Here is a 15,599-nt window from a genome sequence, read left to right as displayed (position 1 = left end):
GGTTTCGCGGGGACCCCGGGTCTCGGGGTTTCTCTTCTTCGGGAAGTGCGGGTCAGGCGGCGGGATCGATCGCGAGCTTGACGATGTCCCGGCCGTCGAGGGGGGAGCCGGATCCGAGGGCGGTGAGGCCCTCGCGCACCCGCTCCAGGGGCACCCGGTGGCTGACCACACGGTCGTACGGCCAGCCGCCGCGCTCCAGGATCCGCAGCGCGTGGTGGTAGCGGCGCAGCATGTCGGGACCCGCGCCGTACACGCCGGCGATGGTGATGTCACGCTTCAGCAGGTCGCTGAAGGGGTTGAAGGGCACCGTCCCCCGATCGGTGAAGTTGCCGAGCTCGGCGAGCACGCCGCCGTCGGCGACCAGGTCGATGGCCTCCATGAAGGCGTGCGGGGAGCCGCTGGCGCCGACCACGCAGTCGGCCCCGGGCGCGCCGAGGGCGTCGAAGACGGCGCGGCGCCGTCCGGCCACGTCGGTCAGTTCCTGGATGCTCACGGTGGCGTCGGCGCCGAGGGCCTCCGCCAGCTCAAGCCGCGCGTCGGGGGCGCCGACGGCGACGATCCGGTCCGCGCCCGCCGCGCGGGCCGCGACCACGGCCATGAGGCCGATCGCGCCGACGCCCTGCACGATCACCGTCGAGCCGATGCCCACCGCGCCGCGCTCGATGCCGTGAAGCGCCACTGACATCGGCTCCTGCAGGACGGCGACCTCGGCGGGCAGGCCGGTGCGGTAGAACACGGTGCCCGCCTTGGCGGCGTACAGGTACTCGGCGAAGCCGCCGGTGAGGTGCGGCGGGTCGGTCACCGGCGAGGCGAAGCCGTAGGAGGGGCGCCGCTGCGGGCAGTTGGCGGGCCTGCGGCGCACCTGGCACTGGTAGCAGCGTCCGCAGCTCAGCGCGGGGAAGACGCCGACGCGGTCGCCGACGGTCACGGGGTTCCCCGCGTGGTCGGCGGTGACCCCCTCGCCGAGCGCGGCCAGCGTGCCGACGATCTCGTGCCCGAGCAGCGCGGGGAAGGCGACGGAGGCCAGGCGTCCCTGGTAGATGTGCGCGTCGGTGCCACAGACGCCGCACAGTTCGAGCTTCAGCACGAACTCCCCGGGCCCGGGCTCCGGCACGTCATAGGACCGGATCTCCACCGCGCCCGCGGCATCCACGACGACCGCTGCCCGCGCCGCTGTGCTCATCCGGTTCCTCCATATTCTGGATTCTGGATTCTATAGAATGTAGAGGGAACACTAAGAACCGTGCACGAGCAGGTCAAGAGGTTGGTGAGCTCCGTTACCGGGATGTTTCCTACTCGGGCCCTGACCACCGCACCGGCCAAAGGCGCAGGTCGAGCGCGTGTTCGACCTGCGGGCCCGGTGAGCGTTCCGACCCTGGGACGACCGCGCTCAGGGTGAGGCGCGGCCGTGCGGCCTCACCCTGAGCTTGTGGACGTTATTTCTTGTAGTTCTTGCCGGGGGGCCGGCCGGGGATGGGCCTGGCGATCAAAGCGACGGGGATGAAGAAGAAGATCTGGCTGATGGCCAGGGTGAGGGTCCAGAGCGCCTTGTCGTCGTAGTGGGCGGTGGCCCTGGCGTACAGGTCGTCCGGGACGCGGGGGCGGGACGGGTCGGGGGTGAGGACGGCCTCCACGAGTTCGAGCGCGACCCGTTCGGCGTCGGTGAAGTAGGGGGCGTCCTGCCAGGACGCCACGGCGCTGATGCGCTCCTCCGTCTCCCCGCAGTCGCGCAGGTCTTCGGACTGCCGGACCGTGTGGTACGTGCTGCCGACGATCTGCCCGGCCCGGAACTGGACCAGGTGGACGGTGGTCCGCGGAATCGAACCGTTGTGGACGGCCTTGGTCATGGCGCCGGCGATCGGCGCCATCTCGGGGAAGAACTGGAACGGGTCGGGCAGCCGCGATCGGAGCTCGTCCTGCTGGGTCGTCGTCGTGGACGTGGACATTGAGAGGTTTCCCTTCGGAATCTGAGCGTGGTCCGAGGCGTCCGGCATGGACGGGCCGGTACTCCGGCACGTGGCGGCCGGCCACGGGGACCGGCGTTCCGGCGCGGATCCGCGACGGGCGACCCGCCTGCCGGCCGGGAGCGTCGCGCCCTCGCGCATGCTGGATGGTGCCTCAGTAGTCCGACGAGGCAGCCGCCGGGAATGTGAGGAGAGGGGCCTCGTACCTGGCCCAGGTAAGGCCGTCGACGACGACACGCCCGGCCGGCCTCACATTCCGGAAGGTCGTCTCGTCGGGACTGAGGAGAGCGGACGCGACCAAGGGAGCCGGCGACAGCATGACCACCCCATCAGAACCGGGACGCGGCCGGTCCGAGGCCGGACTCGGCCGTTCCGAGCCGGGACGCGGCCGGTCAGAACCGGCGGGCGGCCGGTCAGAACCGGCGGGCGCCCGGTCCGATCCGGGCCTGAGCGCGATCATGAGCGAGCGGCGTCACCTGATCAACCTCGCCTACCGGCTCCTCGGGTCGCTGGCGGACGCCGAGGACGTCGTCCAGGAGACCTACGCCCGCTGGTACGCCATGTCCCGGGCGCGGCAGGAGGCCGTGCGGTCGCCCGGCGCCTGGCTGACGAAGGTCGCCGGCCGCATCTGCCTGGACCTGCTCGCCTCGGCGCGGGCCCGGCGGGAGCGCTACGTGGGTGAATGGATTCCCGAGCCGCTGCCCGATCGCACCGAATGGATCAACAGGCCGTCAGGCGGCGCCACGGCCGACCCGCCCGACCCCGCCGATCGGATCACGCTCGACGAGTCGGTCAACATGGCCTTTCTCGTCGTGCTCGAATCGATGACCCCGGCCGAGCGGGTCGCGTTCATCCTGCACGACGTCTTCTGCCACTCGTTCGCCGAGGTGGCGGAGATCGTCGGCCGTACGCCGGCGGCATGCCGCCAGCTCGCCTCCTCGGCCCGCCGCCGCGTCCGCGCCGCGCGGGAGCCCGCGGCTCCGGCGGCCCGGCACGCCGGCGTCGTCAGGGACTTCAAGCAGGCCTGGGAGGCCAAGGACATCGACGCCCTCATCGGCCTGCTCGACCCGGACGCCACGGTGACCGCCGACGGCGGGGGCCGGGTCAGCGCCCTGCTCCACCCGATCGAGGGCGGCGCGCGGGTCGCGCGCTACGCCGTCGACCTCGCCGGCAGGGCGCCCGGCCTGACGTTGCTGGAGCGTACGGTGAACGGCCGGCCGGGCCTGGTGCTCCAGCACGACGGCGTCATCTCGGGGGTGATGGCGTTCGACGTCGTGGGCGACCGCGTCAAACACATCTGGGCGGTACGCAACCCGGAGAAGCTCCGCCCCTGGACGGTGGGACTCCAGCCGTAGGCAAGGCGCCCCGCCGTCACACCTAATGGGCCGTCACACCTAATGGATCGAGCCGCTCTCCGCGAGCTCCTCGGACTTCTGCGCACGGGCCGGGAGAAGGAGGGCGGTGATGACCACGGCGGCGGACAGTACCGCGCCGATGATGAAGGCCAGCCGCATGCCGTGCAGGTTGGCGAGCGCGTCGCCGACCCCCGCGGCCTTCAGGGCGTCGGCCCGCGCGCTCATCACGGTGATGGCGAGCGCGGTGCCGAAGGCCGCGGCGACCTGCTGCAACGTGCTCAGGATCGAGCTGCCGTGGGAGTAGAGCCGCGGGGGGACCGCTCCGAGGCCGAGGGTGAACACCGGGGTGAACGTCGCGGCGAGGCTCACCATCAGCAGCGCGTGCAGACCGAGGAGCTGCCAGTACGGCATGGTCAGCGTGACCTGGGTGAAGCCGACGAGCGCGAGCATGATGCCGATCGCGCCGGGGACGACCAGGACCCGGCCGCCGAACCGGTCGAAGAGGCGGCCGACGGTCGGGCCGAGCAGCCCCATGGCGAGCCCGCCCGGCATCACGAGCAGGCCGGTCTGCAGGGCGGTGAGCCCGCGGACGTTCTGCAGGTACAGCGGCAGCAGGATCATCGAGCCGAGCATCGCCATGAACGCCACCGCCATCATGATCAGCGCGATCGTGTAGGTGCGGTGGCGGAAGGCGCGCAGGTCCATCAGCGGCGCGTCGCGCTTCTGCAACGACACCTGGCGCAGGACGAAGATCGCGACGAGGACGAGGCCGGCCGCCGCGATGCCGCCGGCGACGCGGACGTCGCCGCTCTCGAAACGGCTGAGCCCGTAGATGAGGCCGCCGAACCCGGCCGCGGCGGTCACCACGCTGAACCAGTCGATCGTGCTGGTGCGCGGCTCGCCGATGTTCTTGAGCTGCCGCAGGCCGCTCCAGGTGATCACGGCGGCGATGGGGAGCACCACGGCGAACAGCAGGCGCCAGGACCCGAACTGGAGGATCACCCCGGAGATCGCCGGGCCCATCGCGGGCGCCACCGAGATCGCCAGCGTGACGTTGCCCATCACCCGGCCCCGGTCCGACTCGGGCACGACCTGCATCAGCGTGGTCATCAGCAGCGGCATCATCACGGCCGTCCCCGACGCCTGGATGATGCGGGCGCCGAGCAGCACCGCGAACGTCGGCGCGATGGCGGCCAGCGCCGTGCCGAGCAGGAACAACCCCATCGCGGTGGTGTACGCGGTGCGGGTGGACACCCGCTGCAGGAACCACCCGGTGATCGGGATGACCGCGGCCATGGTCAGCATGAACGCGGTCGAAAGCCACTGCGCGGTCTGCTCGGTGATGTGCAGCGCGGTCATCAACGGCGGGATCGCGTTGATCATGATGGTCTCATTGAGGATGACCACGAATGTGGCGAGCACCAGCAGCCGGATCACCGGTGGCGTGCGGCCGGAGGCGGCGGGCGCGGATCTAGGCGCGTCGAGCTTGGAGCTGGGCACGGTACCTCGATCAAGGTCGTCGGACATAACGTGGTCATGGCTGGCGTCGCAGCCTTCGGTCTCACAAGTGGTCGTGGTCATATGCACAGACTGACCGACGCCACCGACAAAACTCATCGGCCGCACCCAACATTGGGGCAAATGCCGTGAAGTTTCACCCGGTTTTCACCCAGGCCACCATCGCCTCGACACCCCGTCTAGCTGCTCTTTCCCGGCCGGGCCGCCCGATTCTGGTACCGTCCCGCGCGTCCGAGGGGTGAGACGCGGCCGTCGTTCCGGGACGGAAGGCGCACGACGTGCCTCGGCCATCCTCGCGCGCTCGGCCCCTCCGGCATCATCCCCGCGGAGCGCTCCCGCCCCGTCTCGCCGGTGCCTGTGGACAGCCATTCGAACCTGTGTACGACTCTGTGGATACTGTGGATAACTCCGTGCCCGGCGCCATGCCAGAGGAGGAGAACGAGCGGCTCAGGGTTCGGCGAAGACACTCAGCGGATTTTCATCTAACCCCCGTAGAAATGGCCCATGTACCGGATGGGGCCCGCGAAGGTGCTCGTCGTCGACGACGAGCCGAGTATCCGCGATCTGCTGTCCGAGGCGCTCGAACTCAACGGCTTCGAGGTGCGGACGGCGCCGAACGGGACGCTGGCGCTGGAGGCCGTGGCGCGCGAGCGGCCCGATCTCGTGGTGCTCGACGTGATGCTGCCCGACCTCGACGGGTTCGCGGTCGCCCGGCGGCTGCGGGGGGACGACGGCCCGTTGATGCTCTTCCTGACCGCCAAGGACGCGGTGGCCGACCGGATAGCCGGGCTGACCGCGGGTGGGGACGACTACGTCACCAAGCCGTTCAGCCTGGACGAGGTGATCCTGCGGATCCGGGCGATCCTGCGCAGGATCCGGCCGGCCGAGGACCAGGCGGACGACGGCGTGCTGCGCTGCGCGGACCTCGAACTGGACGAGGAGGCCCATACGGTGCGGCGCGCGGGCCGGCTGATCCATCTGTCCCCGACGGAGTTCAGCCTGCTGCGCTATCTGATGATCAATGCCGGACAGGTGGTGAGCAGGGCGCAGATCCTCGACCGGGTGTGGGACTACGACTTCGACGGCGACAGCAGGATCGTGGAGTCCTATATCAGCTACCTGCGCCGCAAGATCGACGCCAGCGGGCCCCCGCTCATCCACACCCTGCGCGGGGTGGGCTACCGATTGCAGGGCGGCCCGTGAGGTTCGCGGCGCGGCGCGCGTGGCCGCTCCGGCATCGGCTGCTGATGGCCCTGGTCGGCTCGTGCGCGGCGGGTCTGGCGGTCTTCGCCGTGGCGGGCGTCCTCCTGCTGGACCGGTCGCTGCTGTCACGCGTGGACGTCCAGCTCGCCGAGATCGCGGCGACCCTGGGGCACCGCCCGCCACCGCCGCCGCCCCCCGAGGAGGGGCGGGACCCGGAGCTGCCGACGCAGTTCCGGATCTCCCTCTACGGTCCCACCGGCGTGATGCTGCGCGAGATGCCCGCCGCGGTGGACGACGGGCCGGTCGTGCCCGCCCGCGTGATCGCCGTGCCGCCGCCGGGGCCGGTGACCCTGCCGGGGAGGGGCGAGAACGCCCCGGAGTGGCGGGTGCGGGTGGTGGCCCTGCCGGAGGGCGGGCGCGCCGCGGTGTCGATGTCGCTGGAGTCCAACCGGGAGACCGTACGGCAGATGCTGGTCATCGAGGTGGCCGCGGGTCTGCTGGTCCTGGTGCTGCTCGGCGGTGTCGCCCGGATGCTGGTACGGGTCGGCCTGCGCCCGCTGACCCGGATGGAGGCCACGGCCTGCGTGATCGCCGGCGGCGCCATCGACCGCCGGGTCGAGGACGACGATCCGCGGACGGAGACCGGGCGGCTCGGCCGGGCGCTGAACACGATGCTGGAACGCCTGGCCCGCGCGCTGCGCGAGCGCGAGCGTTCCGAGCGGCGGCTGCGGCGGTTCGTCGCCGACGCCTCGCACGAACTGCGCACGCCGCTGACGTCCATCCGCGGCTTCGCCCAGCTCTACCGGCACGGCCAGGCCCCGCGGGACCCGGCGGCCGAGCGCATGCTCAGGCGCATCGAGAGCGAGGCCGAGCGCATGGGCGTGCTGGTGGAGGACATGCTGCTGCTCGCCCGTCTCGACCAGGAGCCCACCCTGGAGCGGAGCGAGGTGGACCTGCGCGTGCTCGCGGGGGACGTGGTGCACGCCGCCCGGGCCACCGATCGGGACCGGTCCGTGCACCTCGTCGTGTCCGGGGAGCCGGTGTGCGTGCTCGGCGACGAGCACCGGTTGCACCAGGTCATCGCCAACCTGGTCGGCAACGCCCTGCGGCACACGGTCGCAGGGACGCCGGTGCGGGTCGAGGTGGGCAGGCGTGCCGTGGCCGGGCCGCCGGGAGCGGACGTCGCCCATGTCGGCGCGGGGCCCGATCCCGGGGCCGAGGCGGCGTTGATCGAGGTGCGCGACGACGGGCAGGGCATCGAGCCCGGGCACCTTCCGCACGTGTTCGACCGCTTCTACCGGGCCGATCCGAGCCGCTCCCGCGGCCACGGGGGTACGGGTCTGGGGCTGGCCATCGCGGCGGCGCTCGTCCAGGCGCACGGCGGCCGGATCGAGGTGGTGAGCGCTCCCGGCCAGGGCACGGCTTTCCTGGTTCTGCTCCCGCTCGCCCGTCCGTTTCGCCTAGATTGAGCGATTTGTCGTTCATCTTCTGTTCGTTTTCGTTCACACATTGTTCCCAGCTTTCTCCTGTCGGATATGCCCTGACGCGGGAGGAGGGACATGCTCAGATTCCGTAAGAAGGAAATCCGCGCAGGTCAGGACGGTGTCGAACGACCGTCATCGGCCGAGGCGAACGGCGACGCGGGGCACCGGCTGCGGACGCCCGGCACGCTGCACGCCTTCAACCGCTTCGAGATCAAGTACGTCGCCGACAACGCCCGTGCCGCGGAGCTCATGCGCGACATCGAGCGGCGGCTCGCTCCCGACGGCAACAGCGGCGACCGGGGGTACGGCGTCTGGAGCGTCTACTACGACACCCGGAACCTGCGGTTCTACTGGGAGAAGATCGAAGGTCTGAAGTTCCGCAGGAAGCTGCGCGTCCGGCACTACGGCGACCGCTTCGCGGTGGACGCCGGCACGCCCGTCTTCGTGGAGATCAAGCAGCGCGTCAACCGTGTCACGCAGAAGCGCCGGGTGCGTTTGCCGTACCGCGACGCGCTACGCCTGTGCGACGGGCGCGCGATGGTGGACCACGACCCGGGGCAGCGGGCCTTCCTTGAGGAGGTGCTGGACCTGGTCTGCCGGCTCGATCTGCGGGCCACGACCGTGACCGGGTACCAGCGCCACGCCTTCGTCGGCACGGACGCCGACCTGGGCCTGCGGGTCACCTTCGACCGGCGGGTACGGGGCCGGGACAGGGACTTCCACCTGGGCGCCGACGTCGAGAACCGGTTCATCGTGCCGCCGGGCAAGACCATCGTCGAGGTGAAGGCCAACGAGCGCGTGCCGTACTGGCTCACCGACCTGACCGCCGCGCGCGAGCTCCAAGTGATGCGCGTGTCCAAGTACTGCCAGAGCGTCGAGGCCTACGGGCTGGCCCCGCGCTCCGTCTTCCACGTCCCCGGCAGCGACCTCGGCCCCGACGAGGCGCGCGAAAGCCACGGCGACCACGACGTCAGCGGCCGCCCGCCCGTGCGGCCGATCGTCCCTTCGGAGGTCTGACCCATTATGGACTTCTCCTTCCAGGACCTTTCCGGCACCTTCAGCGTGGCGGACATCGCCATCGCCATGGCGCTGTCCTTCGTCCTCAGCGTGATCATCGGCTGGGTCTACCGGGCCACGCACCGCAACGTGTCCTACAGCCAGTCGTATGTGCAGACGCTGGTCATCCTCGGCATGCTCATCTCGCTGATCATGCTGGTGGTCGGTTCGAACATCGCCCGCGCCTTCGCCCTGGTGGGCGCCCTGTCGGTGGTCCGGTTCCGCAACGCCATCAAGGAGACGCGCGACGTCGGCTTCATCTTCCTGGTCATGGGCGTCGGCATGGCCGTCGGCACCCGCTTCTACCTGCTCGCCGTCGTGGCCGCGGTCGCCATCTCGCTCATCATCCTGGTCATGCACAGGTTCGACTGGTTCGCCCTGAACGTGCGGCGCCAGGTGGTCAAGGTGCAGGTCCCCCCGGACGCCGACTACACCGCGGCCATCCAGGACGTGCTCGTCCGGCACACCGACGAGTTCGAGCTGGTCAGCATGGAGTCCATCCGGGGAGGCGCGCTGGTCGAGCTGATGTACACCGTCAAGATCAAGAAGGGGAAGGAGCCGGCCGACGTGATCGCCGCCCTGGGCGAGCGCAACCACGGGCAGTCGGTCACCGTCCTCACCGGATACGACCAGACGGACCTGTAGGCCGGCCATGGCACGACTCAGGTATCGCGTCCCGGTCCGGCTCCGGCAGAACTGGAGGCTCGTCGCGGCCTGCGCGGCGTTCCTCGCCACCTGCGCGGGCGTCTTCGGCGGCGACATGATCCGCCCGTACGTCGTCACCACCGGATCCACCTCGGCCCGCGTCGTCACCCAGAACCTGACCGGGACCAAGGACCTGTTCGACGCCTCCGTCCCGCACGACGTGAAGCTCACCTTCCGGGACGAGGCGTACCAGGACATGCTCACCGAGTACTTCAAGGACGGGGACAAGAAATACCTCGAAGCCGACCTGACGATCGACGGCACCACGGTGCGCAGCGTCGGCGTCCGGCTCAAGGGCAACTCCACGCTGATGGGTCTGACCTGGAAGGGCAAGACCCGGCCGGCCGGCGCGTTCCCCGGTGGAGGTCATCCCGAAGGTTTCCGGCCGCCCGAGGGCTTCGCGCCGCCCGGCGGCCTCCCTCAGCAGCCGCCCGCGGGGATGCCCCAGCCGCCAGGACAGGGGCAGGGGCAGGGAGCCGGCGGACGGCCCCCCGGCGGGATGTTCGGCGCCGCGATGAAGGCCGAGGAGCCGGAGAAGCTGCCCTGGCTGATCAGCTTCGACGAGTTCGTCGATGGCCGGCGCTACCAGGGCCGTACCCAGCTCGCGGTGCGGCCGGCGGCCATGGGGTCCACCACCGTGCTGAACGAGGCCCTCGCCATCGCGGTCGTCGGGGCGGCCGGCGAGCCCACGCAACGCGCCGTCTACGGCTCCTTTACGGTCAACGGCCGCGCCTCGGCGCCGCGCCTGCTGGTGGAGTACCTCGACAAGGGCTACGCCGAGGAGCTCGGCGACGGCGTGCTGTACAAGTCGCTGGCCAGCAGCACCTTCACCTACAAGGGGGAGGACCAGACCGCGTACACCACCGAGTTCAAGCAGGTCAACAAGGTCGGCGGCAGGGACATGCAGCCCGTCATCGACCTGGTCCGGTGGGTGCAGAAGTCCTCGGACGCCGAGTTCGCCGCGGGACTCGCCGACCGTGTGGACGTGCGGTCGTTCGCCCGTTACCTCGCTCTGCAGAACCTCCTGGTCAACTTCGACGACATGAGCGGGCCGGGGCGTAACTACTACCTGTGGTACGACCTGGGCAGCAAGAAGTTCACGGTCGTCACCTGGGACCTCAACTTCGCGCTCAACGGCGACGCCAAGACCGGTGTGAACGACACGATCGGCATGGGCTTCGGCCGGAACGGGCCCCAAGCGCCCCAGGCGCAGCAGTCGCAGGGAGCGCAGCCCCAGGGACGGCCGCAGGGACCCGGGCAGCAGGCCATGCCGTCCGGCGGTCCCGGCGGCTCAGGCGGTCCCGGTGGGGCGGGCGGTCCCGGTAGGGCCGGGGGTCCCGGTGGGGGCGGTGGTCCGCGCATGGGCCATGCGCTCAAGGAGAGGTTCCTCAAGACGCCCGCTTTCAAGGCGCTCTACCAGGAGCAGTACCGCGACCTGTACCAGGGGATCCTGGCCGGCGGCACGGCGACGAAGCTCCTCGACGGCCTGGTGCGTTCGTACAAGCTCAACGACCGCGCGGACTCGGCCAAGGCCGACGCCGAGGCCGCAACCCTGCGGGCCACGCTGAAGACCAGGACGGAAGCCCTCGCGGCCGACAAGGCGATCAGCGGGAAGTGAGCCGGGAGGCGTGGAGACATGTGTCCTTCTCTGGTCCGGAGGCCGCCGGCGCGCCCGGTCTCCGGATCAGGGCGTCTCCGGTTCCTCCGGGTCGATCGGCGGCCGGAGGCAGTAGCCGACGCCGCGCAGGGTCTGGATCAGCGGCGGCGCCGTGGCGTCGACCTTCCGGCGCAGGTAGCTGATGTACGACTCCACGATCCTCGCGTCGCCGCCGAAGTCGTCGCCCCACACCTGGTCCAGGATCTGCGCCTTGCCCACCACGCGCCCGGCGTTGGCCAGCAGGTAACGGAGCAGGTTGAACTCGGTCGGCGACAGGTGGATCGCGCGGTCGCCGCGGCGCACGGCGCGGGTCTCGGTGTCCGCCTCCAGGTCGGCGCAGCGCAGCACGGTCGGCGCGGGCCGTGGGCGGCTGCGCCGCAGGACCGCGCGCAGCCGGAGCACGACCTCCTCCAGGTCGAAGGGCTTGGTGACGTAGTCGTCGCCGCCCGCCGTCAGACCGGCGATGCGGTCGGCGTGGGCGTCGCGGGCGGTGAGGAACAGCACCGGCAGGTTGCCGTCCCGGTGGCGGAGCTTGCGGGCCACGGTGAAGCCGTTGAGGTCGGGCAGCATCACGTCGAGGAGCACGATGTCGGGCCGGTCCCGCTCGGCCCGCATGAGGGCCTGGCCGCCGCCCGCGGCCAGGAACACGGTGAACCCGCTCATCCGCAGCGCGGTGGAGAGCAGTTCGCGGATGTTCGGCTCGTCGTCCACCACCAGGACCCGTGCGCGTTCGTCCGTGTTCATGGCCGCCGTTGTATGTGCATTCCCTGACTGTTCACAAGAAGTAGTCGGCATACCTTTTTGTCAGGGTGTGCGGCGTATGAGGGTGAACACCCCAGGTCATGCCCGTGCCGGTGCGATGGCACGGACATGACAACCGCGCGCTCCCAGCGGGCTCTCACATTCCGCCGTCATACCGGACACCGTGACGAATCATCCGAGTGCGGGCCCGGCGGCCTGGGGCTCCGGCTCGTCCGCGCCTCCGGGCCGGACCGCGACGGTGGAGATCGTGGTCCCGGTCCACAACGAGGAACGGGCGCTCGCCGGCTGCGTCGGCGTGCTCCGTGACCACCTGGCCCGCGCCTTCCCGTTCGCCTGGAGCATCACCATCGTCGACAACGCGAGCACCGACGCGACGCCGGACATCGCCGCCGGCCTCGCCGCGCGGCTGCCCGGCGTGCGGCTGCTGAGCCTCCCGCGCAAGGGCCGGGGCCTGGCCCTGCGCACCGCCTGGGCGCGCAGCGGGGCCGACGTCGTGGCGTACATGGACGTGGACCTGTCCACCGGGCTCAACGCGCTGCTGCCCCTCGTCGTCCCGCTGGTCAACGGCCATTCCGACATCGCCGTCGGCTCTCGCCTGGCCCCCGGGGCGCGCGTCGCCCGCGGGCCGCGCAGAGAACTGCTCTCCCGTTGCTACAACGCGCTGATCCGGCTCACGCACGGGGCGCGGTTCAGCGACGCGCAGTGCGGGTTCAAGGCCGCGCGGGCCGACGTGGTCCGGCCGCTCCTGGAGCGGGTCGAGGACGACGCCTGGTTCTTCGACACCGAGCTGCTGCTCCTGGCCGAGTACAACGGCCTGCGGGTGCACGAGGTCCCCGTGGACTGGGTGGAGGACGTGGACAGCCGGGTCCACCTGGTGCGTACCGTACTCGATGACCTGCGCGGACTGGTCAGGGTGGCCCGGGCCAAGGTCACGGGACGCGCGCTCGTCCCCGGCCTGCCCCGCAGGCCGGCGCTCCGGCCGGCGCATCCCGACGCCGTGCTGGCGGCGAACGGCCATCTGCGCTGGCACATCGCCTCGTTCGCGGTGGTCGGAGCCCTGTCCACGGTCGCACACCTCGGTCTTTACGCGGTGCTGCGGCTCGCGTTGCCCGTGCTGGCGGCGAATCTGATCGCTTTGTCGGTCGCGACGGTCCTCAACACCGAGGCCAACCGGCGCCTCACGTTTCCCGCCCCGAACGGTCGCACGCCGCGCTCGCCGCTCCGTATCCACGTGCTCGCCCTGGCCGCCTTCGGTCTGTACTACGCCCTCACCTCGGGCGCCCTGCTGACACTGCACGCCGTGGTCCCGGACCCTCCGTCCGGGCTGGAGCTCGCGGTCCTCGTCGGTGCCTGCGCGCTGGGCACCGTGGGCCGCTTCCTGGTGCTGCGCCGCTGGATGCTCCGTCCGGCCGGAAAGTGAGGATCCTCCAATGGTGACCGTCGAATCGCCCGCCATTCCCACCGGCGAGCCGTCCGCGCGCGACCGTCCGCGCGCACCTGTGCTCGCCCTGGCGGCGATCTGCCTGCTCGCGGCCGTGCTGTACGCCTGGGCGCCGTGGGGCTGGGGCAACCCGTACTACAGCGCCGCCGTCAGATCCATGTCGGAGAGCTTCACGAACTTCCTGTTCGGCTCCTTCGACCCCGCCGGGGTCGTCACCGTCGACAAGCCCCCTATGGCGCTGTGGCCGCAGGTGATCTCGACGTGGATCTTCGGCTACCACGGATGGGCGCTTCTGCTCCCGCAGGTGGTCGAGGGCGTCGCCACGGTGTTCCTGCTCCACCGGACCGTACGCCGGTGGGCCGGGGAGACCGCCGCCCTCGTCGCGGGCCTGGTCCTCGCCCTCACGCCGGTCACCGTCGTCATCAACAGGGACAACCTGCCCGACACCCTGCTCGTCCTGCTCATGGTGGCCGCCGCCTACGCGCTCACCAGGTCCGTCGCGCCGATGACGTCCCGGCGCGCCGCCACCGGCTGGCTGGTGCTCGCCGCCTTCCTCATCGGCTGCGGGTTCACCACCAAGATGCTGGCCGCCTGGGTCGGCCTGCCCGCCTTCCTGCTCGCCTACCTGGTGGCGACCCGGCCACGACACTGGCCCCGCGACCTGGCCGCCGCCGCCCTCGTCCTGACCGTCGGCTCACTGTGGTGGGTCGCCGCCGCCGACCTCTGGCCCGGCGAACGCCCGTACATCGGCGGCAGCGCCGACGGAACCGCCCGCGACCTGGTCATCGGCTACAACGGCCTCGGCCGCGTCCTCGGCGGCTCCGGCGGCTTCCCTCAGGGCCCCCCACGGGGCGGCTTCCCCCAGGGCCCGCCCGCCGGAGGCTCCCCGCAGGGTACGCTCCCCGGCGGCCTTCCACAGGACCGGCCCACCGGCGGTCCCGGCGCTTCCGGTGGCCCTGGAAGTCTCGGGGGACCGGACAGACCGGGCGGCGCACCTGGGGGCCGGTTCCCCTTCCCGCTACCGGGAGGCGCGGCGGGGTTCGGGGACCCGCCCGGGATCACGCGTATGTTCGGCCCCGCGGTCGGCGGGCAGGCGACCTGGCTGCTCCCTCTCTCCCTGGCCGTGCTCAGCGGCGCGCTGGTGGTCGCGATACGGTCCCGCTCGCGGCGAGAGAGCACCGTCCGGGAAACCGGTGCGGCGGAGGAGAGCAGGCGCGCCCGGCGGGCCGGGTGGATGCTCTGGGGCGGCTGGCTGCTGACGAACGGCCTGGTCTTCAGCCTCGCCCAGGGGATCTTCCATCCGTACTACACCACCATGCTGGTTCCGCCGATCGCGGCCCTGACCGGCGCGGGAGTCGCGGCGGCGGCACGCCGGCACCGAAACGGCGGCCTGACGGAACGCCATCGAACCAGCGGCTCGACAGAAGGGCACCTAACCAGCGGCTCGACAGAAGGACATCGAAGCGACGGTCTGACAGAGAAGCACCAAAGGGGCGGTCTGACAGAAGAGCGCGGAGGCGGTCTGACGGAACGGCGGTGGACCAGCGGCCTGACGCGACGGCTCGTGCTCCCGGGTGCGGTCGTGCTGACCTCCGCCTGGGCGTGGGTGCTGCTCTCGCGTGAGCCGGGCTGGCACGGATGGCTGCGGATCGCCGTACCGGCCCTGGCGGTCGCCGCCATCGCCGTCCTCCTCATCGCCCGGGACCGCCGGGTCGTGCTCACGGCGGCCCTGGTCCCGATGCTGGCCGCCCCGGCGGTGTGGTCGGTCGCGACCGCCTTCGGCCCGCCCGCCGGCCCCGTGATCCCGGCCGCCGGCCCGGTTCAGCCCTTCATGCCCGGCTTCCCGCCGCCTTCGGACCCGTCAAGCCCTGTTCAGGCCCCCACGCCTGGCCTCACGCCGTCTTCCGGGCCGTCAGGCTCCGTCCAGGCCCCCACGCCTGGGGCCACGCCGTCTTCCGGTCCGTCGGGCCCGGCCGCGCCCGACGGGTCCGTGGCTCGGCGGGGTGGTCTTCCTGAGCCTTTCGGTGGTAGTGAGCTGGGGCCTGAGCAGCGGCGGGTGCTGGACTATGCCGTACGCCGTTCGGGGGCGGCGCGGATCAAGCTCGCGATCGAGGGAGGCGCGATCATGGCCGCGCCGTACATCATGAACACCCGCGAGACCGTGATCGGCATGGGCGGCTTCATGGGCGGCGACCCCGCGCCCTCCCTCGCTCACCTGGATCGATGGCTGCGCTCGGGCGAACTGCGCTACGTGCTCGCCCCCTCCGCCGACAACCCGGGGCCGCCACGCATGGGCGCGTCCACCGGACGAACCCGGTGGATCACCCAGAACTGCACTCCCGTGCCCCCCGCCGAGTACGGCGGCGCCGCCACCCCGGCGAACCCTCCGCCCGGCCCGTTCTCCGCGCAGCTCACGCTCTACCGTTGCGGGTGAGCCGGGCCGCGCCGCCTTCT

12 protein-coding genes are annotated in these 15,599 nt (G+C 71.4%); 8 read left to right on the top strand and 4 right to left on the bottom strand.

Annotated features, from left to right (window positions below):
* Positions 1–52: 52 nt before the first annotated feature.
* Complete coding sequence (locus BJ982_RS05270; protein ID WP_184877097.1) at positions 53–1,183, bottom strand: zinc-dependent alcohol dehydrogenase; 1,131 nt, start codon at positions 1,181–1,183, stop codon at positions 53–55.
* Between the two features lie 253 nt (positions 1,184–1,436).
* Positions 1,437–1,946 (bottom strand): carboxymuconolactone decarboxylase family protein, encoded by a 510-nt coding sequence (locus BJ982_RS05265; RefSeq protein ID WP_184877095.1) that lies wholly within the window; start codon positions 1,944–1,946, stop codon positions 1,437–1,439.
* Positions 1,947–2,422: 476 nt separating this feature from the next.
* On the opposite strand from BJ982_RS05265, the gene sigJ reads away from it, so the two are divergent.
* The gene (gene sigJ, locus BJ982_RS05260; RefSeq protein ID WP_203959280.1) at positions 2,423–3,319 is read left to right on the top strand and encodes an RNA polymerase sigma factor SigJ; all 897 of its coding nucleotides are present in this window, start codon (positions 2,423–2,425) and stop codon (positions 3,317–3,319) included.
* A 39-nt stretch (positions 3,320–3,358) separates the two neighbouring features.
* Here the strand turns inward: sigJ and BJ982_RS05255 are convergent, their stop codons facing one another.
* The gene (locus BJ982_RS05255) at positions 3,359–4,819 is read right to left on the bottom strand and encodes an MDR family MFS transporter (RefSeq protein WP_239123283.1); all 1,461 of its coding nucleotides are present in this window, start codon (positions 4,817–4,819) and stop codon (positions 3,359–3,361) included.
* A gap of 531 nt (positions 4,820–5,350) precedes the next feature.
* Between BJ982_RS05255 and BJ982_RS05250 the strand changes: the two genes are divergently transcribed.
* The 5 genes from BJ982_RS05250 to BJ982_RS05230 all read left to right on the top strand — a co-directional run bounded on the left by BJ982_RS05250 (position 5,351) and on the right by BJ982_RS05230 (position 10,903).
* Entirely contained in the window at positions 5,351–6,040 is a 690-nt protein-coding gene (locus BJ982_RS05250) for a response regulator transcription factor (RefSeq protein ID WP_260413725.1), read from the top strand.
* Positions 6,037–7,509: a HAMP domain-containing sensor histidine kinase gene (locus tag BJ982_RS40265; protein ID WP_203959279.1), complete on the top strand. Its 1,473-nt coding sequence runs from the start codon at positions 6,037–6,039 to the stop codon at positions 7,507–7,509. Before BJ982_RS05250 ends, BJ982_RS40265 begins: the two co-directional genes overlap by 4 nt.
* A 90-nt stretch (positions 7,510–7,599) precedes the next feature.
* Positions 7,600–8,541: a polyphosphate polymerase domain-containing protein gene (locus tag BJ982_RS05240; protein ID WP_184877087.1), complete on the top strand. Its 942-nt coding sequence runs from the start codon at positions 7,600–7,602 to the stop codon at positions 8,539–8,541.
* A gap of 6 nt (positions 8,542–8,547) precedes the next feature.
* Positions 8,548–9,225: a DUF4956 domain-containing protein gene (locus tag BJ982_RS05235; RefSeq protein WP_184877085.1), complete on the top strand. Its 678-nt coding sequence runs from the start codon at positions 8,548–8,550 to the stop codon at positions 9,223–9,225.
* Positions 9,226–9,232: 7 nt separating this feature from the next.
* Positions 9,233–10,903: a CotH kinase family protein gene (locus BJ982_RS05230; protein WP_184877084.1), complete on the top strand. Its 1,671-nt coding sequence runs from the start codon at positions 9,233–9,235 to the stop codon at positions 10,901–10,903.
* 66 nt (positions 10,904–10,969) lie between these two features.
* Here BJ982_RS05230 and BJ982_RS05225 read toward each other — a convergent pair whose 3' ends face one another.
* Positions 10,970–11,686 (bottom strand): response regulator transcription factor, encoded by a 717-nt coding sequence (locus BJ982_RS05225; protein WP_184877082.1) that lies wholly within the window; start codon positions 11,684–11,686, stop codon positions 10,970–10,972.
* A gap of 181 nt (positions 11,687–11,867) precedes the next feature.
* On the opposite strand from BJ982_RS05225, the gene BJ982_RS40260 reads away from it, so the two are divergent.
* Positions 11,868–13,124 carry a bifunctional glycosyltransferase family 2/GtrA family protein gene (locus tag BJ982_RS40260; protein WP_203959278.1) on the top strand — a complete coding sequence of 419 codons (1,257 nt, stop codon included), beginning with the start codon at positions 11,868–11,870 and terminating at the stop codon, positions 13,122–13,124.
* Positions 13,125–13,134: 10 nt separating this feature from the next.
* A complete protein-coding gene (locus BJ982_RS05215) occupies positions 13,135–15,579 on the top strand; it encodes a glycosyltransferase family 39 protein (RefSeq protein WP_184877080.1) in 2,445 nt (814 codons plus the stop codon).
* The last annotated feature ends 20 nt before the right edge of the window (positions 15,580–15,599 follow it).

It is taken from the genome of Sphaerisporangium siamense, assembly GCF_014205275.1.
Classification (GTDB): domain Bacteria; phylum Actinomycetota; class Actinomycetes; order Streptosporangiales; family Streptosporangiaceae; genus Sphaerisporangium; species Sphaerisporangium siamense.
Note: the sequence above shows the minus strand (reverse complement) of the source record. Positions and strands in the feature narration are given on the sequence as shown.